General features: G+C 69.7%; 20 protein-coding genes. 7 read left to right on the top strand and 13 right to left on the bottom strand.

Features of this window, described 5'->3' with window-relative positions:
* Positions 1-294: 294 nt before the first annotated feature.
* The 7 genes from ACFWY5_RS22845 to miaA form a co-directional block, all read right to left on the bottom strand.
* The gene (locus ACFWY5_RS22845; protein WP_379634121.1) at positions 295-2,706 is read right to left on the bottom strand and encodes an FAD-dependent oxidoreductase; all 2,412 of its coding nucleotides are present in this window, start codon (positions 2,704-2,706) and stop codon (positions 295-297) included.
* 420 nt (positions 2,707-3,126) lie between these two features.
* Positions 3,127-3,489 carry a phosphomannose isomerase type II C-terminal cupin domain gene (locus ACFWY5_RS22840; RefSeq protein WP_379634119.1) on the bottom strand — a complete coding sequence of 121 codons (363 nt, stop codon included), beginning with the start codon at positions 3,487-3,489 and terminating at the stop codon, positions 3,127-3,129.
* Between the two features lie 37 nt (positions 3,490-3,526).
* Positions 3,527-4,285, bottom strand: a complete 759-nt coding sequence (locus ACFWY5_RS22835; RefSeq protein WP_379616510.1) for an SDR family NAD(P)-dependent oxidoreductase — start codon at positions 4,283-4,285, stop codon at positions 3,527-3,529.
* Positions 4,285-6,561 carry a tetratricopeptide repeat protein gene (locus ACFWY5_RS22830; RefSeq protein ID WP_379616508.1) on the bottom strand — a complete coding sequence of 759 codons (2,277 nt, stop codon included), beginning with the start codon at positions 6,559-6,561 and terminating at the stop codon, positions 4,285-4,287. Before ACFWY5_RS22830 ends, ACFWY5_RS22835 begins: the two co-directional genes overlap by 1 nt.
* 19 nt (positions 6,562-6,580) lie before the next feature.
* The gene (locus ACFWY5_RS22825) at positions 6,581-7,336 is read right to left on the bottom strand and encodes a hypothetical protein (RefSeq protein WP_379634117.1); all 756 of its coding nucleotides are present in this window, start codon (positions 7,334-7,336) and stop codon (positions 6,581-6,583) included.
* Positions 7,337-7,361: 25 nt separating this feature from the next.
* Complete coding sequence (gene dapF / locus ACFWY5_RS22820) at positions 7,362-8,174, bottom strand: diaminopimelate epimerase (RefSeq protein ID WP_379616504.1); 813 nt, start codon at positions 8,172-8,174, stop codon at positions 7,362-7,364.
* Positions 8,171-9,064: a tRNA (adenosine(37)-N6)-dimethylallyltransferase MiaA gene (gene miaA / locus ACFWY5_RS22815; protein ID WP_379634115.1), complete on the bottom strand. Its 894-nt coding sequence runs from the start codon at positions 9,062-9,064 to the stop codon at positions 8,171-8,173. The genes dapF and miaA overlap by 4 nt, the downstream gene beginning before the upstream one ends.
* 79 nt (positions 9,065-9,143) lie before the next feature.
* Here miaA and ACFWY5_RS22810 point away from each other — a divergent pair, with 79 nt between their 5' ends.
* On the top strand, positions 9,144-9,425 hold the full coding sequence (locus ACFWY5_RS22810) for an antitoxin (protein WP_379634114.1): 282 nt from the start codon (positions 9,144-9,146) through the stop codon (positions 9,423-9,425).
* On the opposite strand, the gene ACFWY5_RS22805 is transcribed toward ACFWY5_RS22810, so the two are convergent.
* Positions 9,422-9,949 carry a methylated-DNA--[protein]-cysteine S-methyltransferase gene (locus ACFWY5_RS22805; protein WP_379634111.1) on the bottom strand — a complete coding sequence of 176 codons (528 nt, stop codon included), beginning with the start codon at positions 9,947-9,949 and terminating at the stop codon, positions 9,422-9,424. The two genes, ACFWY5_RS22810 and ACFWY5_RS22805, sit on opposite strands and share 4 nt — an antisense overlap.
* Between ACFWY5_RS22805 and ACFWY5_RS22800 the strand changes: the two genes are divergently transcribed.
* Positions 9,918-10,814: a ribonuclease Z gene (locus ACFWY5_RS22800; protein ID WP_379634109.1), complete on the top strand. Its 897-nt coding sequence runs from the start codon at positions 9,918-9,920 to the stop codon at positions 10,812-10,814. The two genes, ACFWY5_RS22805 and ACFWY5_RS22800, sit on opposite strands and share 32 nt — an antisense overlap.
* On the opposite strand, the gene ACFWY5_RS22795 is transcribed toward ACFWY5_RS22800, so the two are convergent.
* From ACFWY5_RS22795 to miaB, 4 genes are all read right to left on the bottom strand, one after another.
* A complete protein-coding gene (locus tag ACFWY5_RS22795) occupies positions 10,811-11,479 on the bottom strand; it encodes a hypothetical protein (protein ID WP_379634107.1) in 669 nt (222 codons plus the stop codon). The genes ACFWY5_RS22800 and ACFWY5_RS22795 overlap by 4 nt on opposite strands.
* A gap of 36 nt (positions 11,480-11,515) precedes the next feature.
* Positions 11,516-12,250 carry an isocitrate lyase/phosphoenolpyruvate mutase family protein gene (locus tag ACFWY5_RS22790; protein ID WP_379634105.1) on the bottom strand — a complete coding sequence of 245 codons (735 nt, stop codon included), beginning with the start codon at positions 12,248-12,250 and terminating at the stop codon, positions 11,516-11,518.
* Positions 12,251-12,375: 125 nt separating this feature from the next.
* On the bottom strand, positions 12,376-12,903 hold the full coding sequence (locus ACFWY5_RS22785) for a hypothetical protein (protein ID WP_379634103.1): 528 nt from the start codon (positions 12,901-12,903) through the stop codon (positions 12,376-12,378).
* Positions 12,904-13,851: 948 nt separating this feature from the next.
* Positions 13,852-15,345, bottom strand: a complete 1,494-nt coding sequence (gene miaB, locus ACFWY5_RS22780; RefSeq protein WP_379634101.1) for a tRNA (N6-isopentenyl adenosine(37)-C2)-methylthiotransferase MiaB — start codon at positions 15,343-15,345, stop codon at positions 13,852-13,854.
* 173 nt (positions 15,346-15,518) lie between these two features.
* Between miaB and ACFWY5_RS22775 the strand changes: the two genes are divergently transcribed.
* The 5 genes from ACFWY5_RS22775 to ACFWY5_RS22755 all read left to right on the top strand — a co-directional run bounded on the left by ACFWY5_RS22775 (position 15,519) and on the right by ACFWY5_RS22755 (position 20,609).
* Positions 15,519-16,238 carry an amino acid ABC transporter ATP-binding protein gene (locus tag ACFWY5_RS22775; RefSeq protein WP_376773517.1) on the top strand — a complete coding sequence of 240 codons (720 nt, stop codon included), beginning with the start codon at positions 15,519-15,521 and terminating at the stop codon, positions 16,236-16,238.
* Positions 16,239-16,256: 18 nt separating this feature from the next.
* The gene (locus tag ACFWY5_RS22770) at positions 16,257-17,120 is read left to right on the top strand and encodes a glutamate ABC transporter substrate-binding protein (protein WP_379616485.1); all 864 of its coding nucleotides are present in this window, start codon (positions 16,257-16,259) and stop codon (positions 17,118-17,120) included.
* Between the two features lie 62 nt (positions 17,121-17,182).
* Positions 17,183-17,851 (top strand): amino acid ABC transporter permease, encoded by a 669-nt coding sequence (locus tag ACFWY5_RS22765; protein ID WP_379616483.1) that lies wholly within the window; start codon positions 17,183-17,185, stop codon positions 17,849-17,851.
* The gene (locus ACFWY5_RS22760) at positions 17,848-18,720 is read left to right on the top strand and encodes an amino acid ABC transporter permease (RefSeq protein ID WP_379616481.1); all 873 of its coding nucleotides are present in this window, start codon (positions 17,848-17,850) and stop codon (positions 18,718-18,720) included. Before ACFWY5_RS22765 ends, ACFWY5_RS22760 begins: the two co-directional genes overlap by 4 nt.
* Before the next feature lie 65 nt (positions 18,721-18,785).
* Complete coding sequence (locus tag ACFWY5_RS22755; RefSeq protein WP_379634098.1) at positions 18,786-20,609, top strand: S9 family peptidase; 1,824 nt, start codon at positions 18,786-18,788, stop codon at positions 20,607-20,609.
* Here the strand turns inward: ACFWY5_RS22755 and ACFWY5_RS22750 are convergent.
* Positions 20,606-21,436 carry an NAD(P)H-binding protein gene (locus tag ACFWY5_RS22750; protein WP_379634096.1) on the bottom strand — a complete coding sequence of 277 codons (831 nt, stop codon included), beginning with the start codon at positions 21,434-21,436 and terminating at the stop codon, positions 20,606-20,608. The two genes, ACFWY5_RS22755 and ACFWY5_RS22750, sit on opposite strands and share 4 nt — an antisense overlap.
* Positions 21,437-21,439: the final 3 nt, after the last annotated feature.

The following is a 21,439-nucleotide window of genomic DNA, read 5'->3' as shown; positions in this document are numbered from 1 at the left end:
CCGGGCACGACCCACCCGGGTCCGACCACCCCGTGTCCGACCAACCGGGGCCTGGCAGCCTCCGGCCTGACCCACCCGAGCCCGTCGACCTCCGACCTGTCATTGCCCGGACCGACAGCCCCGGGCACGACCCACCCGTGTCCGACCACCCCGAGTCCGACCCACCGGAGTCTGACCCACCGGAGTCTGACCCACCTGGGTCTGACAGCCGCGGGTCTGACCGACCGGGGTATCGGGGGTTCTGGTCCGGTGTCGCGGGCTGGGGTGGGGTTGGTGGGGGTTCCGTCGATCGGGTCATCGTCGGATCTTCTCCATCTTGGCGTCGAACAGGGGCTCGGCGGCGACCTCGGCCGGGACGGGGCGGCCGAAGTAGGCGACCTCCACCTCTGTCCCCGGAGTGGTGAGGTCGATCGGCAACCAGGCGTAGGCGATCGGGCGGCCGATGGTGTGGCCGTAGGCGGCGCTGGTGGTGTAGCCGACCGTGGCGCCGCCGTGCCGTACCGGCTCCTTGCCCATCACGACCTCGGCCGTCAGCAGCGGCACGAGCTTGCGCGTGATCTCCTTGGACAGCGCGTCCCGGCCGAGGAAGTCCTTGTCCTCCCGGACGGCGAAGGCCAGCCCCGCCTCGTACGGGTTGTGCTCAGGCGTCATGTCCACGCCCCACAACCGGTACCCCTTCTCCAGCCGCAGGCTGTTGAACGCCGCCCGCCCACCCGCGATCGGCAGCCCCGTCGCCCAGAGCGTGTCCCAGAGCTTGAGGCCCAGGTCGGACGTGGTGTAGAGCTCCCAGCCCAGCTCCCCCACATACGACACACGCATGGCGGTCACCGGCACATGCCCGATATAGCCCTGCTTACAGGTGAAATACCGGAACCCCTCATGAGACATGTCCAGGTCCGTGAGCGGCTGCACCAGTTCGCGGGCCCGTGGCCCCCACACCCCCACACAGCATGTCCCGGGCGTGATGTCCCGAACCTGCACATCGCCCGGCGCGTGCCGCCGCAGCCAGTCGAGGTCGAGGTTCCCGTTGGCGCCGACCTGGAACCGCTCCTCGGCCAGCCGCGCGACCGTGAGATCGGACCGCACCCCGCCACCGGCGTCGAGCAGCAGCGTGTACGTCACGGAACCGGGCTTCTTGTCCACATTGTTCGTCGTCATCCGCTGCAAGAACGCCGCCGCCCCGGCCCCCGCCACCTCGATCCGCTTGAGCGGCGTCATGTCGTAGAGGGCGACCTGTTCACGGGTGTGGTGGGACTCGGCAGCGGCGATCGGCGACCAGTACCGCGCCGCCCAGTCATCCCGCCGCCCGGGATCACCATCGGAAAGCGGGGCATTGGCTGTGAACCACTGCGGACGCTCCCACCCCGCCCCCTCCAGGAAGAACGCCCCGAGCTCCCGCTGACGCGGATAGAAAGGGCTGGTCCGCAGAGGACGGGGCGATTCCATCGGCTGGAGCGGATGGATGATGTCGTAGACCTCGACGAAGTTCCGCTTGCCGCGTTCCTCGATGAAGGCGGGCGCGAGGTGGACGGGCTCGAACCGGTTCAGCTCGCATTCATGCAGGTCGAAGCTGGAACGCCCGTCGACCAGCACCTCCGCCAGTGCCTTGGCCACCCCTGCCGAATGCGTCACCCACACCGCCTCGGCCACCCAGAACCCGTCGAGCTGCGGCGCCTCCCCGATCAGCGGGAACCCGTCCGGTGTGAAGGAGAAGATCCCGTTGATCCCGTCGGTGTAGGCCGACTCCTTGAGCGCGGGCAGCAGTTCGACGGCGTCCCGCCAGGCAGGTTCGAAGTCCTCTTCGGTGAACGCCTGTACCGACGGCATCGTGGTGCCGTTGGGCCCGATCTCCTCCTGCCGGACCGGCATCGGCCGGTGCGCATAGGACCCGACGCCGATCTGATCCCCGTGTTCCCGGAAATACAGGTCTCTGTCCTGGTGCCGCAGGATGGGCCGTACCGCTTCAGGATTTCCTTCCAGTACGGCCAGCGGCTCCGACCGCGCGTACTGATGAGCCAGCGGCAGCAACGGCACGCTGACGCCCGCCATCGCCCCGATGCCCGGCCCCCAGAACCCCGCCGCGCTGACCACGACATCAGCGGGTATGACCCGATACTCGAGCCCCTCAGCACCGGCCTCGACCGCCACCCCGGTGACACGCCCGCCCTGCTGTTCGATCCCGACCACGGTGTGGTGCGGCAGGAACCGCGCCCCCCGCTCGATCGCCCGCCGCGCCTGCGCCTCGCCGCACCGCAGTGAGTTGGCCAGCCCATCAGTAGGCACGAAATACCCGCCCAGCACCCGAGCGGGATCGAGCGGAGACCAGAGTTCAAGGCACCGCTCGGGACTGATCACCTCACCGTGCACACCCCACGCCTCGGCCCACCCCTGGCGCCGCCGCAGGTCCGCGAGCCGTTCGGGCGTGGTGGCCACTTCCAGCCCGCCGACCTGCTTGAAGCACCACTGCCCGTCGAGCGAGAGCCCGCTGTACTTGTTGACCGTGTAGGTGGCGAACTCCGTCATCGTCTTGGACGGATTGGTCTGGAACACCAGCCCGGGCGCATGAGAACTCGACCCGCCCGCGGCGTACAGGGGCCCCTGCTCGACCACGGTGACGTCGGTCCACCCCCGCCCGGTGAGCTCATCGGCCAGGGCACAGCCCACAATGCCGGCTCCAATGATCACTAACCGCGGCCGGGACACCATGCGCCCTCCGGTTGTTCCCTAATACGCAACACGTACCGGACTACGCAACGAACATAGAGCCCACCCGACCCCCAAACAAGAGCCCCACAGCCACCAACCCAAACATGACATCAAGCCAAACACCCCGAAACCCCAGGACATCCACAGCCCAGAAGCCGACAAACCCAAAGGGCAACCAGAGCCAGAAGCCGAAGGGGCAACAAGGGACAGAAGCCGGGGCCAAGAAACAGGAGCCAGGGGCGAACGAGGCGGAGGGCACTCGGCTCGAAGAAGGCAACGGACGGACAGCGAGCCCGGGAGCCGGTTAAGGAGGGCCGTTGCGGTGGGGACCACGTCCGACGTGAGAAGCGATCCCCCCGATCGGCGTCAACGAGCGACGGCGGGTGGCGTCAGCCTGGCTTGCCGTAACAGAAGGAAAAACTAAGAACGCCCGTACACATCCTCGAGGCGCTCGATGTCGTCCTCGTCGAAGTGGCCGAAGGCGATCTCGAGGATGCGGGTGGCGGGGCCGGAGCTGCTGAGGCGGTGGGTCTGGCCGGCGCGGATCAGAACCCGGTCACCAACGCCGGGCTCCGTGCGCTCGCCGTCGATCTCGAACACGCAGCCCGGGTCCAGCGCCACCCACAGCTCGTCGCGCGAGGTGTGCCGCTGAAGGCTGAGCCGCTGACCGGGCGCCACATCGATGATCTTCACGGTCGACATCTCATTCAGGGTGAAGCGCTCAAACCCACCCCAAGGCCGGTCGTCCCTGATAACTGCCGCAAGACGGTCGATGTCGCCCATAAATCCCTCCGAAACGTGAAGATCAGCGAGCAACCTATCAGGTCAGCAGAATCCCACCGTCAACCGGCAGCGTCACGCCCGTGATGTACGACGAGGCTTCGCTCGCCAGAAACACCGCCGCCGCCACGAGTTCATCGGCCTCGCCCACCCGGCCCATCACCACCCGCTGCTCCAGCATGCGCTCCAGGTACCCGGCGCTGTACTCATCCGTCATCTCCGAGGCGAAGAAACCGGGCTCCAGGCAGTTGACCCGGATCCCGCGCCGCCCCGTCCACTGCTGCGCCAGATCACGGGTCAGCCCGATGACCCCGGCCTTCGACGCGCTGTAGGCCGCCTGCGGCAGCCCCGCCGTGGTCTCACCGAGGATGCTGCCGATGTTGACGATCGACGACCCGGGCCGCATGACGCGCGCGCACGCCTGCGCCATCCAGTAGCTCCCGTGCAGGTTGATGTCGATCACCCGCCGGAACTCCTCGGGACTCTCCCGCAGCGCCGGTACGGCCGTGCCCACCCCGGCATTGTTGATCAGAACATCGACCTGCCCGAACTCCGCCACAGCCGCCTCGACCAGCGCCTGGCACTGCTCGACCACGGTCACGTCGGTCGCGACGGCCAGGCAACGCCGCCCGGCCTCCTCGACCAGCTTCCGGGTCCCGTCGAGCCGGTCGGCCCGCCGGGCGCCGATAACGATGTCGGCCCCCGCCTGCGCCAGCCCGCGGGCGAAGGCCACGCCCAGGCCCGACGAAGCCCCGGTGACGATGGCCACCTTCCCGTCGAGCCTGAACTTGTCGATCATCAGAGACCGTACTCCTTGACGATGCGCTCGTGCCGCTCGACCTCGACGTCGATCTCGCGGGCCAGGTCGAGCCAGGCCAGCGGGTGCGACCAGCGCTCGGTGGCGTCGTCGAGCAGGGCGTCGACATCGGTCGCGGCGACGTCCGGCGGGACGGCGACCCAGCCGTAGACGCCGGGCAGCGTCTCGCCGGAGCTCGGGTGGGTGACGGTGTAGTTTTCCTCCGAGTAGACCCACATCGGCCAGCCGCGCTCGGCCATGACCTCGGTGAACTCGGCCCAGTCGCTCTCGGACGGCGCGGCGCCGTCGAAGAAGTAGCTGACGTAGCCGCCGGGACGCAGGATGCTCACGGCCGCGAACGGCGGCACGAAGTTCTCCTGCTCCTTCGGGTCGTCGGGGATGGGCTCCAGCAGCTGCGGGTCGAAGACGACCAGGTCGCCGGCGTTGTACTCCATGCCACGCGGCTGCGGCAGCGCCAGGCGCGCCGTGGCCGGGCCGGTACGGATCGACAGCACCTGCCGCTGACCGCCGTCGGGCGCCGGGAGGATGACCCGGATCAGGCCCATCTCCTCCTCGATCGGGCCCTCGGTGGACTGGATCGGCATCCCGATCTTGGCCGCGCCCTTGCGGACGGTGTCCCAGTCCTCGGCGGCGGTGGCCATCACGACCATGCGCCAGACGTCCTCGTCGTTGAGCTCGTCGAGGACCTCCAGCAGCACCTGGGCACCGCGGGCGTTGTCGTCGAGCTGCTGCGCGGCGCCCGAGACCAGGCGGCGCGCCTCCGTGCCGGCGCCGGCGGCGATGGCGTGCTCGCCCTCGGCGGCGGTCTCGGCCCAGCGCTCGCGGGCGCTGTGCAGGCGGGCGAGGGTGAGGTGCTGGGCGGCGTGCGGCAGCATCGCGGCCATCTGCTCGAGCCGCTCGTCCTGACGGGCCTCGATGAGCAGCGTGGTCAGGTACGCGACGTCGTCGGGGTCGGCCGTGGCGATGTCGCCGGAGTCGACGAGCATCTTCCAGTAGATGTCGGCGCCGGTGGCCGGGTAGCCGAGGAAGCCGAGCGTGGTGGTGTGACGGCGGGTGGCCTCCAGGTCGGAGCCGGAGATCGGGGCCAGCCAGCCGACCCACTTCTCGGGGTCGGCGTTGAAGCCGTCGGCGGCGTCGAAGTAGGCGACCCGCTCGTCCTCGGAGCCGGGAGCCTCCGGCTCGGCGGTGGCGTCGGCGGCGGCGCGCAGGCCGGCGATGCGCCCGGTGACGCTCTCCGGCTCGCGCAGCTCGCCGGAGAACTGCTCGGCGAGGTCGGCCAGCAGCCGCGCCTGCCACACGCCCTGGCGCGCGATGGCCAGGTCGCCGGCGACCAGGGCCAGCTCGACGCGGGCCTGGTAGCCGCCCATCATGCTGAAGTAGTCGATCCACTGGCGCAGGACGCGGCCGAGCTGCCAGGTGTTGGTGATCTGCGAGGAACCGGCCAGCTTGAGCACGACCTGCGCCCACTCGACGAAGTCGCGCGGGTGGTTGCCCACGACGTCGAGGTCGGGCAGCGCGTCCACGGCCTCGGCGGTACGGCCGAGCTCGGCGAGGATGCGTGCGCGGCGTACACCGTCGCGGTGGGGCTTGGCGGGCGGGTCGTCGGCCGGGAAGTCCGCGGCGGCCTGCAGCGCGGTCAGCGCGGCCTCGGCGCGGCCCGCGGTCAGCAGCGCGTGGGCGCTCGCGGCGCCGAGCTCCCAGCTGGCCGGCTTGTCGACGGCGCGCAGCTGCTCGACGGCGGACTCGGCGTAGGTGACGGCCTCCTCGGCGCGCCCGGCGTCGACCAGGGCCGCGACGTACTGCGTCACCAGACCGGTGTAGGCGGGCTGGTCGGCGGACAGGCCCTCGATGGCCGCACCCAGCTTCTCCAGGCGCTGCTCGGCGTAGCCGGGGCCGTCGGCGTTGGCCCAGGCCAGGGCGAGCGCCTCGACGGCGGCCGGGGCCGCGGGGCAGTCACGCACCTCTTCGCGCTGGGCGAAGGCGAGCAACTCCTCGGCGTCGCCGATCGCCACCGCGCCCTGGGCCCGGTCGCCGACCCGGCCCACGAGATGCCAATAGCGGGCGTAGAACTCGAGCCAGGGCAGCCCGAGCTGCTCCGCCTGCTGCGCGATGGCCGGGGCCATCACGTCGAGCTGGGGATAGCGGCCCTCGTAGGCCTGTGCGGGGAGGTCTCCCAGCGCCATGGCGAGGCCAACGTTGCCCGCCTCGGAAAGCTGCTGCTGGGTGTCGCCGACCCAGGCCCAGATGTCCACGTCCATGGGGAGTCAGTCTGCCAGGTCAATGGGCGTGCCCCAAACGGAGAAGGCCTATCAGCTCATCCGATTCAGCCGCGTTCAGGACAGAAAATACCGGAGCCATGAGCCGATCGGTCGTCTCCTCGATCTTCGCCCGGCGCTCGATCACCTCGGCGGGGAGCTGCGGATAGGGCTCCGGCCAGGTGAAGAACCGCGCGATCGACTCGCCGGTCGCCCGTCCGAACGGGGTGCCCTCGTGCGAGGCGGCGAGGATGGCGTCCAGCGGATGCATCCCTTCCGCGATCACCGCATTGGCATGCAGACCGCCCCGTAGCTCCCGCACGACGTGCATGAGCTGCGTCGCCCGCGCGGGCGCGTCATCGGGCAGGGGTACGGCCCGCCACCCGGCGAACAACGGAGCCCCGACCGGCGAGGCCTTCTCGACGACCGGTTCGAGCAGCTCGGCGATCCTGGCGCAGCCGTCGAAGCCGCCGAGCTTGCGGCGCCCCCACGCGTGGCAGGCGCCGGTGTAGAGCTCGACCGCCTGCTCGACGGGCATCTTGCGGCCGGCGTCCCAGTTCTGCGCGACGTGCTCCGGCGGGAAGAAGATAGCCACGGAGGTGACCACGTCGGCCTCGCACTCGCCGAGCACGCCGCAGCGCCCGCGGAAGTAGAGCTCGCGTGGGCCGAGGCCGTACTCCTCGCAGAGTGCCTTGGCCTCCCTCGACAGCATGAAGTTGCCGCCCAGGACGCCGATGGGCGCTTTGACCTCGATCGCGGTGGTCTGTGGATCAGCCATGCGCCCAGCATCGCTCAGGAGAACATTATTCTGCAAGGGTCAGGTCGCCGGAGGCGATGATCACCGCCGGTCCGCTGAGGTAGCTGGTCTCCTCGTCGAGGGTGACCGTGAGCCGGCCGCCGGCGACCTCCACGATCCACTCGCCGGTGACCTCGCCGCTCAGGTGGGCGGCGGCGACGGCGGTGGCAACCGCCCCCGTGCCGCACGAGCGGGTCTCGCCGGAGCCGCGCTCGAAGACGCGCATGACCGCGCGGCGCGGGCCCACGGCGTTGAACAGCTCGATGTTGACGCCGCTGGGGAAGACACCGGGGTCGAAGGCCGGCTGGTGGGTCAGGTCGAGCTGGACGACGGGGTCGCCGATGGCGCAGGCCAGGTGCGGGTTGCCCATGTCGACGTGCAGGCCGGTGTATTCCTGGCCGGAGACGGAGGTGACGCTCTCGCCGTACACCGTGGGCTTGCCCATGTCTATCGTCACGTCCCCCTCGGCCCCGAGGCGGACCTTGCGGACGCCGCCGCGGGTGGCGATGCCGAACTCGCCCGGCTCGGCGAGACCGGCGTCGACCAGGTAGCGGGCGAAGACGCGTACGCCGTTGCCGCACATCTCGGCCATGCTGCCGTCGGCGTTGCGGTAGTCCATGAACCACTCGGTCTGCCCGGCCTGCTCGGAGACCTCGGGGCTGGTCTTGCTGCGGACCACGCGGAGCACGCCGTCGGCGCCGAGGCCGGTGCGGCGGTCGCAGATCTCGGCCACGAGCGCGGCCGACAGGTCGATCTCGCCATCCGGGTCGGGGATGATGACGAAGTCGTTCTCAGTACCGTGGCCCTTCAGAAACTTCATGACCCAAGCCTATCGACCGCAAGTCCCAGCAGATCGGGCGCGTCGTAGGGCAGCCAGACCACGCGGGGGTCGCGGCGGAACCACGACTCCTGGCGGCGGGCGAAGCGCCGGGTGGCCCGGACGGTCTCGGCGAACGCCTCCTCCTCGGTCCACTCCCCCGCCAGATATTTCATGACCTGGGCGTATCCCAGGGCGCGGCCTGCCGTACGGCCGTCCGCCAGGCCCTCATCGAGCAGGACCCGCACCTCGTCGACCAGGCCCGCCTCCCACATCCGCCCGACCCGCAGCTCGATGCGGGCGTCCAGTTCGGGGCGCGGCACGTCGAGACCGATCTGGACACTCGGGTACAGCGCCTCGTAAGAGGGCATCGTCGCCGAGAAGGGGCGCCCGGAGAACTCGATGACCTCCAGCGCGCGCACGATCCGCCGGCCGTTGCTGGGCAGGATCGCCTCTGCGGCCTTGGGGTCGCTCGCCCGCAGCCGCTCGTACAGGACGGCGGGCCCCACCTGGGCCAGCTCCGCCTCCAGCCGGACGCGGACCGCCGGGTCGGTTCCGGGGAAGTCGAGGTCGTCGAGGGCGGCGCGCACGTACAGGCCGCTCCCGCCGACGAGGATCGGCACCTCCAGCTTGTCCAGCAGGGGCCGGACCAGCCTCTGGTACTCGGCCACGCTGGCGGTGACGGTCACATCCCAGATATCGAGCAGATGGTGAGGAACACCTCTTTGCTCGGTTTGGGAGAGTTTGGCCGTTCCAATGTTCATTCCTCGGTAAAGCTGCATGGAGTCGGCATTGATGCATTCGCCCCCCAGCCGGAGGGCCAGATCCACGGCGAGATCGGACTTTCCGGCCGCGGTGGGCCCCACGACGGCGATGACAGGCTGCTTGCGCACACCGATAAGTGTGTCAACACAAGGGGTATGAAGGAGACGACGGCTCGGGGGGGCCGTCAATGAGACATCGGGGGAAGACATGTCGATTTTCGACAAGGTCAAGGAGATGTTCGGCGGGCACGACGAGAAGCTGAAGAACATCCCCGAACAGGCCAAAGACACCGCCGGTCAGACTCAGGACTCGGCGGGCGGCATGATGGACGGCCTGCGCGAGAAGGCCGAGGACGCCGCCAACCAGGGCATCGACAAGGCCTCCACGGCCGCGAGCGAGGCCACCGGCGGCAAGTTCGACGAGCACATCGCCAAGGGCACCGACATGGCCAAGGACGCCGCCGACAAGATCGACGGCAAGGAAGGCTAGAGATCCAGCAGCGTGGGCTGTAGGTAGCCCTCGTGGGTGAGCAGCCAGCGTTTGGTCTCCACGCCGATACCGCCGCTGAAGCCGCCCAGGCCCGCCGCCGCGAGCACGCGGTGGCAGGGCACCACGATCGGGATCGGGTTCGAGCCCATGATCGACCCGATCCCGCGTGCGGGCACGCTCGTGCCGCTCAGCTGGGCGAGCTCGCCGTAGGTGACGACCTTCCCGTACGGCACGCCGTGCAGGGCCCGTAGCACCGCCCGCCGCGACCCCGCCATGAGACTCCAGTCGATGGGCGTCTCGAACGCCTTGAGCTCACCGGCGAAATAAAGCTTCAGCTCATCGAGCACGAAAGCCGTACGATCCGGGTCATGAACCTCGTCGAGGCCGACCTGGAGCGGACGCCAGCCCGTCGCGACCAGCCCGTCCTCGGTGACGGCCACATGGAAGGCGCCGACGGGCGTCGGCAGCTGAGCGTAGGCGACGGTGAGCATCGTGTCCTCTCGTGAACTGGTCGTGCTGGGCACCTCAAGCGCGGTCCCTACCCGACACCGTAATCACAATGGCTATGTTTTGCGGTGGGATGGGCAGGGTTACCTGTTCGATCCCGGCGAGGGCAGCCAGCGCCAGCTCCTGTACGCCGGGCTCAGCTCCAGCCAGCTGCACTGGATCTGCGTCACGCACTTCCACGGCGACCACTGCCTCGGCGTGCCCGGCATCGTCCAGCGCATCGCGCGCGACCGCGTGCAACACGAGGTCAAAGCGGTCTACCCGGCCAGCGGCGAGCAGTACTGGAACCGCCTGCGCCACGCCGCGGTCTTCACCGACACCGAGGCCATCACCGAACACCCCGTCTCCGGCGACACCGCCACCCTGCCGCCGCTGACCGCGCGCCGCCTGTCCCACCCCGTCGAGTCGTACGGCTACCGCCTCCAGGAACCCGACGGCCGCCGCATGCTCCCTGAACGCCTCAGAAGGCACGGCATCACCGGCCCCGACGTGCGCGTTCTGCAGCAGGAAGGCGTGCTACGCGGCGTCACGCTGGAGATGTGCAGCACGCCACGCCCCGGCCAGTCGGCGGCGTTCATCATGGACACCCGCCTGTGCGAGAACGTCTTCGCCCTGGCCGACGGCGTGGACCTGCTGGTCATCGAGTCGACGTTCCTGTCGGCGGAAGCCGCCCTGGCCAAGGAGTACGGCCATCTGACCGCGCAGGAGGCCGCGCTCGTGGCCAAGGAATCGGGCGCGCGCCGCCTGGTCCTGACCCACTTCTCCGAGCGCTACGGCCTCGACGCCGAGCCGGTCTTCCTGGAGGAGGCCCGCGCGGTCTTCGACGGCGACGTGATCGTGGCCCGCGACCTCATGACCGTCCAGGTCCCGAAGCGCCCCTAACTCCAGACCGCCACCGCATACCCGACCCCGTAGGGCGCGCACTCCAGCACCAGCTCCGGCCGCAACTCCACCCCCGCCGCCGCTCCGGCCAGCACCTGCAGCGGCGCCCGCCCGCCGGCCCACAGCTCCGCCGCCTCGCCGGGGTCGAGCTCGGCGAGCGCCGCGAGGTCCGCCTCGGCGAGCGCCTTGACCAGCCTTCTCTGGTACGGCTCCGCCGCGGGGTCCAGGTAGCCGGGGGACTTGCCGGTCAGCTTGGCCGAGCCGTCGGCCATGACCAGCAGCGCGACCCGCGACCCGGAGGCCAGGCGCTTCCCCAGCTCCAGGCACTGGGCGGGACCGGCGTCCACGGCCACCGCCAGGAACCCGTCCGGGTCACCGTCCAGCAGCCATCGCCCGATCGTCAGCGACAACGGCAGCACCGGCTCGCCCGCGCCGGTCCTGACGTCCACGCCCCAGGGGCCCAGCGAACCCGCCGAGCGCGGGCCGTACTCGCGTGTGGTGTCGTCACCGCCGACGACGAGCAGCAGGTCGGGGGCGGCGGCACGCAGGGCGGCCACGGCCTCCGCGCAGGCGGCGCGCAGACCGTCGAGCTCGGGGGCGGCGGCACCGGCGAGCTCGGGCACGATCAGCGGAGGATGCGGGCAGACGGCCGCGGCGACAAGCACGCCGCCAGGGTATGCGAACGCCTGACGGCGGTTCACCTACAGATAGGGGTTGTGCCCTTCGCGGACCCGGCCGAACAGGTGAACGGCATGGGCATGCGCCGCGGCGTGCAACCCGTGACCGAAACTCACCCTGGCCACCCCCATCGCGGCCAGTTCGGCCAGGGACGGTGAACCCTTGTGGAAGATCACGTTCACCGGCCCGCCGATCGCCGCGGCCAGGGCGGCGGGGTCCGGGGCGAGGATCGGGTAGACGCAGTCGGCGCCCGCCTCCAGGTACCGATGGGCCCTGGCCACCGCGTCCTCCCGCGTCCCGGCGCCGCCCAGGAAGGTGTCGACACGAGCGTTGATCACCAGGTCTCCTCCGGCGGCGGCCCGTACCTCGGCCAGGAAGTCCGCCTGCTCCGCCGGGTCGATCATCTGGCCGGTGCCGGGGTCGGAATCCTCCAGGTTGCAGCCCACGGCGCCCGTCGCCAGCAGGCGCTCCACCAGCTCGGCCGGCTTGAGCCCGTAGCCGCGCTCGATGTCGGCGGTCACCGGCACCTCCACGACCCGCGCGATCCGCCCCACCGCGGCCAGCATCTCGGCCACCGGCGTGGCCTCGCCGTCGTCGTAGCCGAGCACACGCGCGATCGCCGCACTCCCGGTCGCCACGACGGCGAACCCCGCCTCCCGAACGGCCCGCGCCGACGCGGCGTCCCAGACGTTCGGCAGGACCAGGGGATCGCCGGGCACGTGCAGAGCTCGCAGGACGGCGGCCTTCTGACTTGTCATACCCGGAACCTACGGTCACACCAGGCCACCCAGAAGGTCCATTCACCCCCAGAACCGCCCGACCACTCCACCCGCGACGCGAGATTTCCGGCACGCGGACGGAACTGGTCAGGGGTTGGGGTGGGTCAGCAGCCGGATGCGGCGCATTGGCCGGTCAGCTCGCCGGCCGGGCCGTCCGCCGGGTTGTCCGGGGCGGTGGTGTTGTTGCCTGCCGAACCCGGCTTGTCCGTGCTGGGCTTACCCGTTCCGGGCTTGGGCGTTCCGGGGTCGGCGGTGTTCGGCTTGGCCGGGACCTGCGGGTTGGGGTTCTGGGGGACGGCGTCCTGGGGAAGGTTCTCGTCGGCGGTGTCGCCGTCCTTCGGCGCGTCGGTGGTGACGTCGCCCACCGAGGCGTCCTCGTCCTCCGCCAGCCGCGGATCCGGCTTCTGCTGCCGCGTCTGCTGAACGGTCTGCGGCTGTGTACCCCCGGCCGGGGTCTTGTCGCCGTTGGCCAGGAAGAAGCCGGCGCCTCCCGCCGCGAGCGCGACCACCAGGGCCGACGCGACGATGATGATCGTCTTGTTCTTCTTGGAGGGGGTACGGCGTGCGCGCCGAGGCTCCTCGCCCGGTCCGTCGAGGATCTCGGGCTTGTCCGGCTCGGTCGGGTGATGCATGGGGGACAGCTCCCTGCGGTCGTATCGGGAAAGCTCGCCGGCTTCCGCGGGTGATGGACCACACTAGCCGCAGCAGTGGAATGCTCGCACAACAATCACAGCCTCAATCACCGCTCAATCACAGGGAATCACGACTTGTCACGCTTTGGAGCCATTCGCCCAGGTGGGCAGGGCCGGCTGGCGTCCGCCATATCCGTGGTGATCGTCTTGACCGTGGCCGGGTTCGGCATTCTGCTGGCATTCGGGCCTTCCGAAAGATCACCCGAACTCCACTATCGGGTAACGCCGCTTTCCCCATCACCCTCGCCCCCCGCCCTGACCGGCAACACCGCCCCCGCCGCCTGGATCCAGCTGATCCCCGCCCCCGGCAAGACGCCCCCGCCATCCTCTCCACCGGAAACCCCAACCCTGGGCCCACCTCCGGCAGACGGCTTCCCCCCAACCCTGCCCAGCACGCCCCTGAACGACCCCGCCCCTCTGGCCACCGCCGCTCCCCCTCAGAGCAACTCCCGCCAAGCCGGCCCACCCGCTCAGAGCAGCACCCCGCCGGCCGTCAACCCACCAGCCCAGAACACCGCACCGGCCAACACCGGCACCCCCGCCCAACCGGCCCAGCAGGCCCCCGAGCCGGCACCGAACCCGGGCCACAACCCGTGCGCCACCTTCCCGGACATCCGCCGGGACTACTGCGACCGCCTACTCAGCAATCCCGGCTAACCCGGCAGCCGGGGCACCAGGTAGCGGGGCCGGAGCAGGGGGTCTGCGTGCGTTGTCGCGGCGGGGACCACGTCCGGCTGCCGGCCACCGAACCGGGCCGCCCGCCAGGGTCGGCGGGCGGCGGGGGCGGCGGCTTGCCGTAACGGAAAAGGGGCGGACACGCCAAACCAGACAGCAACCCCAAAGAACCGATCCAACGGGAAACCAGCAGAAACGACCGAAATAGAGGATCTACTGGGGTGCGCAGGAAGAGGTGGGAAGGGGCGGGCGGCCGAGGGTGGGCATGCCGAGGGAGACGCCCTTGGGCGCAGACGGGGCGGGGGAGCCCTGGCGGGCCTGCCACGCGTCGCCCGCGCGGGTCCGGCGGAGCGACCGCACGGCGCCGTCGGCCACCAGGTGGTGCGGGGCCGCGTACGTGACCTCGACCGTCACCATGTCCCCGGGCCGCGGCGTCTCGCCGTCGCCCACCGCGAAGTGCACGAGCCGGTTGTCGCCCGCGCGCCCGCTCAGCCGCAGCGTCGCCGCGTCCTTGCGGCCCTCGCCCTCCGCGACCAGCACCTCCAGCGTCCGTCCGACCTGCTTCTTGTTCTCCGCCCAGGAGATCTCCTCCTGCAGGGCCACCAACCGCTCGTACCGCTCCTGCACCACTTCCTTGGGCAGCTGGTCGGGCATGGTGGCGGCGGGCGTGCCGGGCCGGATGGAGTACTGGAAGGTGAAGGCGTTCGCGAAGCGCGACTCGCGCACCACGTCGAGCGTGCCCTGGAAGTCCTCTTCCGTCTCGCCGGGGAAGCCGACGATGATGTCGGTGGAGATCGCGGCGTCGGGCATGGCGTCGCGGACCCGGGAGATGATGCCGAGGTAGCGCTCGGCCCGGTACGAACGGCGCATCGCCTTCAGCACCCGGTCGGAGCCCGACTGCAACGGCATGTGCAACTGGTGCATCACGTTGGGCGTCTCGGCCATGGCGGCGATCACGTCGTCGGTGAACGCGGCCGGGTGCGGCGAGGTGAAGCGGACCCGCTCCAGCCCCTCGACGGAGCCGCAGGCGCGCAGCAGCTTGCCGAAGGCGAGCCGGTCGCCGAACTCCACGCCGTAGGTGTTGACGTTCTGGCCCAGCAGGGTGACCTCGAGAACGCCCTGGTCGACCAGAGCCCGGACCTCGGCCAGCACGTCGCCGGGGCGGCGGTCCTTCTCCTTGCCGCGCAGCGACGGCACGATGCAGAACGTGCAGGTGTTGTTGCAGCCGACCGAGACCGACACCCACGCCGCGTAGGCGGACTCGCGCTTGGTCGGCAGCGTCGAAGGAAAGACCTCCAGCGACTCCTTGAGCTCGACCTGCGCCTCTCCGGCGATCCGCGCGCGCTCCAGCAGCACCGGCAGTGATCCGATGTTGTGGGTGCCGAACACGACGTCCACCCACGGCGCCTTGCGGACGATCTCGCCCTGGTCCTTCTGCGCCAGGCAGCCGCCGACGGCGATCTGCATGTCGGGGTTCTTGACCTTGGCGGGACGCAGGTGGCCGAGGTTGCCGTAGAGGCGGTTGTCGGCGTTTTCCCTGACGGCGCAGGTGTTGAAGACGACCACGTCGGCGGTCTCGCCGTCGGTCGCCGCCACGTAGCCCGCGTCTTCCAGCAGGCCCGACAGCCGCTCGGAGTCGTGCACGTTCATCTGGCACCCGTATGTGCGCACTTCGTAGGTGCGGGCGCTCTCCTGGGTAACAGTCATCGCACGTTCAAGGGTAGTCGTTGTACGGCTTGCGCCGTCCCCCTCACTGGCTAAAACTCCAGCTTGGTGGCGTGATGTGATCGGATCGGTACCGCCTGGTTAGTGACCAGCGTCCTTACGCCCTTTAGGTTGCATCCATGACGGAGAACGGGCACGCGTCTCCACTAGTACAAATGGAGAACGTCAACAAGCACTTCGGGGCGCTGCACGTCCTGAGGGACATCAACCTGACCGTCTCCCGTGGCGAGGTTCTGGTCGTGATCGGCCCTTCGGGTGGGGGGAAGTCGACGCTCTGCCGTACCATCAACCGGCTTGAGACCATCGACGCCGGGAAGATCGTCTTTGACGGGCAGGTGCTTCCGGACGAGGGCAAGGCGCTGGCCAAGCTCCGGTCCGAGGTCGGGATGGTGTTCCAGTCGTTCAACCTGTTCGCCCACAAGACGATCCGCGAGAACGTCACCCTGGGCCCCACCAAGGTGCGCGGCACGGCGAAGGATCAGGCCGACAAGCGGGCGATGGAGCTGCTGGAGCGGGTGGGCATCGCCACGCAGGCGGACAAGTACCCCGCGCAGCTCTCGGGTGGGCAGCAGCAGCGCGTCGCGATTGCCAGAGCGCTCGCGATGGATCCGAAGATGATCCTTTTCGACGAGCCCACCTCGGCCCTGGACCCGGAGATGGTCCAGGAGGTTCTCGACGTCATGATCGGGCTCGCGCGCGACGGGATGACCATGATGGTCGTCACGCACGAGATGGGGTTCGCACGCAGGGCGGCCAACCGGGTCGTGTTCATGGCCGACGGGCAGATCGTCGAAGAGAACACCCCTGACGAGTTCTTCACCAACGCCCAGACCGACCGGGCGCGGGACTTCCTGTCGAAGATCCTCACGCACTGAAGATTGAGGTAAAGACTCATGTACAAGCGTCGAATCGGCGCCGCGGGCGCCGTGGCCGCACTCGCGGTCGGACTGGCGGCCTGTGGCGGCGGCGGGGGCGGCAGCTACTCGACCGTGGTCGACAAGGTGACCGGTGCCAGCGAGATCATCGTGGGCACCAAGTGGGACCAGCCCAGCCTGGGCCTGAAGACCGGCAACGAGCCCGTCGGCTACGACGTCGACATGGCCAAGGCCGTCATCAAGGAACTGGCCGCCGGCAAGGATGTCAAGATCACCTGGAAGGAGGCGCCTTCCAAGAACCGCGAGGCGCTGCTCCAGAACGGCACCGTTGACATCATCTTCGCCACGTACTCCATCACCGAGGAGCGCAAGGGCAAGGTCTCCTTCGCCGGGCCGTACATCGTCGCCCACCAGGACACCATGGTCCGCGCGGACGACGCGGCCATCGCCAAGGCGATGGACCTCAAGGACAAGCGGATCTGCCAGGCCGCGGGCTCCAACTCCTACAAGCGCATCACCGACCCGCCGCCGGACGGCAAGCTGGGCCTGCCGGCCAAGCTGGTCGGCGCGAGCAACTACTCGGAGTGCGTGCAGAAGCTGAGCGGCTCGAACCTCGACGCGGTCACCACCGACGACCTGATCCTGGCGGGCTTCGCCAAGCAGGCCGGCGGCAACTTCAAGATCCTCGGTGACCCGTTCACCGACGAGAAGTACGGCATCGGCCTGAAGAAGGGCGACACCAAGACCTGCGAGGCGGTCAACAAGGCCGTCACCTCGCTGTACCAGAAGGGCGAGGCCCAGAAGATCTGGACCACGTGGTTCGGCGACGCCAAGGGGCTGACGGCGCCCACCGCCGCGCCGCCCTTCGAGGGTTGCGCGTAAGGACACGCCCATGTCGCGGCGGCCGGTGATCCGGCCGCCGCTGCTATATGCGGTGGAGCACAATGGACGAACTCATTGAATACGGGCCGGACCTTCTCAAGGGCTTCCTGGTCAACCTTCAACTGTCGGCGATCTGCACGGTCCTCGCGCTGGTCCTGGGCACGATCCTGGTGGCGATGCGGGTCTCCCCCATCCCGGTCCTCCGGGCCGCGGGCACGACCGTCGTCAACGTCGTCAGGAACACGCCGCTGACCCTGCTGCTGGCGTTCAGCGCACTGGGTCTCAGCGACACGCTCGGGCTCACGTTCTCGGACGAGCCGTACGACAACGCGTTCTGGCTGGTCGTGATGGCCATGTCCATCTACGCCTCGACGTTCGTCTGCGAAGCGCTGCGCTCGGGCATCAACACCGTGCCCATGGGTCAGGCGGAGGCGGCGCGGGCGGTCGGGCTGACCTTCATGCAGACGTTGCGGCTGATCATCCTCCCGCAGGCCTTCCGCGCGGTCATCGCGCCGCTGGGCAGCGTCATCATCGCCCTGATCAAGAACACCACGGTGGCCCAGGCGGGCGGCCTGCTGGCCGACGCGGCCTTCGTGATGTACGACACCTTCGACACCACGGGCGTCTCCATCCCGATCTTCATCGGGCTCGTCATCGCCTTCATGGCGGTCACTCTCCCGATCGGCTGGTTCACCGGCTGGCTGGCCAAGCGACTGGCGGTGGCGCGATGACCAAGCCGCAGGCAACCGTCCTCTACGACGCCCCCGGCCCCAAGGCGCGGCTGCGCAACAACCTCTACACGATGATCACCGTGGTCGCCCTGCTGGCCATCGCCGCGTTCGTGGTGGTCAAGCTCAACGAGAAGGGTCAGTTCGCCGGCAACATCTGGGCGCCCTTCTTCGAGTGGGAGACCTGGAACCAGTACCTGATCCCCGGCGTGCAGGGCACGCTGACGGCGGCGGTGCTGGCCTCGATCTTCGCGTTGATCTTCGGCTCCGTCTTCGGCCTGGCCAGGCTCTCCGACCACAGGTGGATCAGGATCCCGGCGGGCTGGGTGGTGGAGGTCTTCCGTGCCATCCCGCTGCTGCTGCTGATCTTCTTCATCTGGTTCCTGGCGCCCGACCTGATGGGCGGCGGCGACTACGGCCTGCTGGCGCTGGTGATCGGCCTGACCCTGTACAACGGGTCGGTGCTGGCCGAGGTGGTGCGGGCCGGCGTGCTCGCCGTGCCGAAGGGCCAGTCGGAGGCCGCCTACGCGATCGGCATGCGCAAGAGCGGCGTGATGCGGCTGATCCTGCTTCCGCAGGCGCTCACCGCGATGATGCCCGCGGTGGTGAGCCAGCTCGTGGTCCTGCTCAAGGACACCGCGCTCGGCTACATCATCACCTACATCGACCTGCTGAACATGGGCTTCAAGATCCTGCCTTCGGTGCATTTCGGCACGAAGCTGGTCGCGGCCATCTTCATCGGCGTCTTCTACATCGGGCTCAACATGCTCCTCAGCTGGTTCGCCAACTGGCTGGAGAAGCGCAGCCGCCGCAGCCGCAAGACCGCGGCCAAGCCGGTGGCCCTGACCAACGACATGGGCAACATCGCCTGAGTCCGTGAGGGGTGGTTCCACGCGACCACCCCTCACGAGCGGCCGTTTTCCGGCAGGATGCCGCTATGCCGTGGCCTTCCCCCATCTCCACCACCGACGTCGCGCGTGCGGCCCTGCGGCTGGGCTGGCCCAGCGCCCAGTCCGGCCAGGTGTGGTGGACAGAGGACCGCCCCGACGAGGGCGGCCGCACGACGATCATGCACAGGGCCGCCGACGGCGCACGGAGCGAGCTGCTGCCCGCCCCCTGGAACGCCCGCACCCGCGTCCACGAGTACGGCGGGCGCCCCTACGCCGTCACCGCCGACGACCTGATCGTCTTCACCCACCAGCCCGACCAGCGCCTCTACCTTCTCGACGGCGAGCCACGGCCGCTCACCCCCGACGACGGCGCCCGTTACGCCGACCTGCTCGTCCGCGACGACCAGGTCTGGTGCGTACGCGAGCGCCACACCGGCGACGGCAAGGTCGTGCGCGCCATCGTCTCGGTCCCCTTAGAGGGCGGCGACCCGCGCGAATGGGTGACCGGCGCCGACTTCTACGCCGCCCCCGCCCTCTCCCCCGACGGCCGCCACCTGGCCTACATCTGCTGGAACCACCCGCGCATGCCCTGGAACGGCACCGAACTGCGCGTGCTGCGCCTTGAGGACGGCTCCTCCTGGACGGTCAAGGGCGGCTCGTCCGAGTCCGTCCTCTCCCCGCAGTGGAAGGACGACCAGACCCTCTACCTGGTCTCCGACTGGTCAGGCTGGTGGAACCTCTACCAGATCACCATGTACGGCACCTCCGCACAGGCGCTCTTCCCGGCCGAGGAGGAGTTCGCGTGGCCACTGTGGGTGCTGGGCGGCCGGCCGTACCTGCCGCTCGGCGACGGGCGGCTCGCGGTCGTGCACGGCCGCGGGGACCTGCGCCTGGCGCTGCTCGACCCCGACTCGGGCGAGCTCACCGACCTCGACGTCCCCTACGACGGCTGGGAGCCCAAGCTCGCCGCCGACGGCACGTCCGTCATCGGGCTCGGGTACGGCGGCGCCGTCCCCCGATCGGTGGTCAGGATCGACACGGTCACCGGCCGGGTGGAGGCGTTGCGGCGCGGCATCGACGAACTGCCCGACATCGCCTACCTGCCCAAGGCGCGCGCGGTCGAGTTCCAGGGCAGGTTCGGACGGCACGTGCACGGCTTCCTCTACCCGCCCGCCAACCCGGAGGTGCGGCAGGAGGGCAGCACGCCGTACGTGGTGTTCGTGCACGGCGGCCCCACCGGGCACGCGCAGTCGGAGCTCGACCTGGAGAAGGCGTTCTTCACCTCGCGCGGCATCGGGGTGCTCGACGTCAACTACGGCGGCTCCAGCGCGTACGGCAGGGCCTACCGCGACCGGCTCAAAGGCCAGTGGGGCGTCGTCGACGTCGAGGACACGGTCGCCGCCGCCGAATGGCTGGCCGCCGAGGGCCTCGCCGACCCGGCCAAGATCGCGGTGCGCGGCGGCAGCGCCGGTGGCTGGACGGTCATGGCGGCCTGCTGCCGTTCCGACGTGTTCGCCGGCGGCGTCTCCTACTACGGCGTCAGCGCGCTGGCCCCGCTCATCGCGCACACCCACGACTTCGAGTCGCGCTACATGGAGTGGCTGGTCGGCGCCGACGAGTCCGTCTACGCGGAACGCGAGCCGCTCGCCCTGGTGTCCGGGGTTTCCTGCCCGATGTTGCTGCTCCAGGGGCTGGAGGATCCGATCGTGCCCCCGGAGCAGTCGAGCGCGTTCGCCGACGCGCTGCTGGAGCGGGGCATCGCGTGCACGTACCTGGCGTTCGAGGGCGAATCCCACGGCTTCCGCCGCGCCGAGACCCGCACCACCGCCCTGGCCGCCGAACTGGCCTTCTACCAGCAGATCTTCAGCTAGCTCCGGCCGATGAGCAGCGGCGCCCGCCCGCCCACCCGCTCGATCACGTCGGTGACGCGGTAGAGCGGATGGTCGCCCGAACCGATGAACCGGAAGATCCCCCACAGATGGGTCAGATGATCCACCGTGTACGGGTCCTGATACCGCTCCATCGCCCGCTCCTCCCAGACCTCCGGCGCGACGTCCACATACTCCAGCCCGAGCGCCGCCGCGGCCTCCCCGGCCGTCGCCATCTGCCCGGTCAGTGGTACGACCCGGTCCACCGGCCCCGCCTCCTCCAGGAACCCGGCCGCCACCCTGGCCACGTCCTCGGCGGCGATGAGCGGGATCTTCGTGTCCGGCGCGCCCAGCGGAAGGGCCAGCTCACGTTCGCCGGCCGCCACCTTGAGGTTTTCGAAGAACACCGCGGCCCGCAGATGCACCGCACCGACGTCGGCCCAGTCGAAGACCTGCTCCGACAGCCAGTGGCGGCGCATGCGCGGGGTGAACGCCTCGGGTGAGGCGTCCAGCTGCGACACCTCCACCACCCGCTCCACCCCTGCCCGCTTGGCCGCGGCGGCGACCGAGGCGGTGGCGTCCAGGAGTCCCGCGGTAACCGGGTAGGTGAAGTAGACCCGCGAGACCCCCTCGAACGCCTTGACCACCTGGGAGACCTCCCGCAGATCACCGACCACCACCTCGGCGCCCCGTTGTTTAAGCTCTTCGGCTCGATGGTCGTCCCGGCGCACGAACGCCCTCACCTGGTGACCACGTTCAAGCAGCAGCTCGGCGACCAAGCGCCCGGTACCACCCTGGGAACCACCTGCGGCTCCGGTAACAAGAATCATCGC

Source organism: Nonomuraea sp. NPDC059007 (assembly GCF_042740555.1).
Taxonomy (GTDB): domain Bacteria; phylum Actinomycetota; class Actinomycetes; order Streptosporangiales; family Streptosporangiaceae; genus Nonomuraea.
The sequence above is the reverse complement of the archived record's forward strand: the minus strand, read 5'-3'. Positions and strand labels throughout refer to the sequence as shown.

Coding starts and splice junctions, on each gene's coding strand:
- ACFWY5_RS22845 (WP_379634121.1), bottom strand. CDS start 2,706: ATGGTGTCCCGGCCGCGGTTAGTGATCATTGGAGCCGGCATTGTGGGC.
- ACFWY5_RS22840 (WP_379634119.1), bottom strand. CDS start 3,489: ATGGGCGACATCGACCGTCTTGCGGCAGTTATCAGGGACGACCGGCCT.
- ACFWY5_RS22835 (WP_379616510.1), bottom strand. CDS start 4,285: ATGATCGACAAGTTCAGGCTCGACGGGAAGGTGGCCATCGTCACCGGG.
- ACFWY5_RS22830 (WP_379616508.1), bottom strand. CDS start 6,561: ATGGACGTGGACATCTGGGCCTGGGTCGGCGACACCCAGCAGCAGCTT.
- ACFWY5_RS22825 (WP_379634117.1), bottom strand. CDS start 7,336: ATGGCTGATCCACAGACCACCGCGATCGAGGTCAAAGCGCCCATCGGC.
- dapF (WP_379616504.1), bottom strand. CDS start 8,174: ATGAAGTTTCTGAAGGGCCACGGTACTGAGAACGACTTCGTCATCATC.
- ACFWY5_RS22810 (WP_379634114.1), top strand. CDS start 9,144: ATGTCGATTTTCGACAAGGTCAAGGAGATGTTCGGCGGGCACGACGAG.
- ACFWY5_RS22790 (WP_379634105.1), bottom strand. CDS start 12,250: ATGACAAGTCAGAAGGCCGCCGTCCTGCGAGCTCTGCACGTGCCCGGC.
- ACFWY5_RS22785 (WP_379634103.1), bottom strand. CDS start 12,903: ATGCATCACCCGACCGAGCCGGACAAGCCCGAGATCCTCGACGGACCG.
- miaB (WP_379634101.1), bottom strand. CDS start 15,345: ATGACTGTTACCCAGGAGAGCGCCCGCACCTACGAAGTGCGCACATAC.
- ACFWY5_RS22775 (WP_376773517.1), top strand. CDS start 15,519: ATGGAGAACGTCAACAAGCACTTCGGGGCGCTGCACGTCCTGAGGGAC.
- ACFWY5_RS22770 (WP_379616485.1), top strand. CDS start 16,257: ATGTACAAGCGTCGAATCGGCGCCGCGGGCGCCGTGGCCGCACTCGCG.
- ACFWY5_RS22765 (WP_379616483.1), top strand. CDS start 17,183: ATGGACGAACTCATTGAATACGGGCCGGACCTTCTCAAGGGCTTCCTG.
- ACFWY5_RS22760 (WP_379616481.1), top strand. CDS start 17,848: ATGACCAAGCCGCAGGCAACCGTCCTCTACGACGCCCCCGGCCCCAAG.
- ACFWY5_RS22755 (WP_379634098.1), top strand. CDS start 18,786: ATGCCGTGGCCTTCCCCCATCTCCACCACCGACGTCGCGCGTGCGGCC.
- ACFWY5_RS22750 (WP_379634096.1), bottom strand. CDS start 21,436: ATGATTCTTGTTACCGGAGCCGCAGGTGGTTCCCAGGGTGGTACCGGG.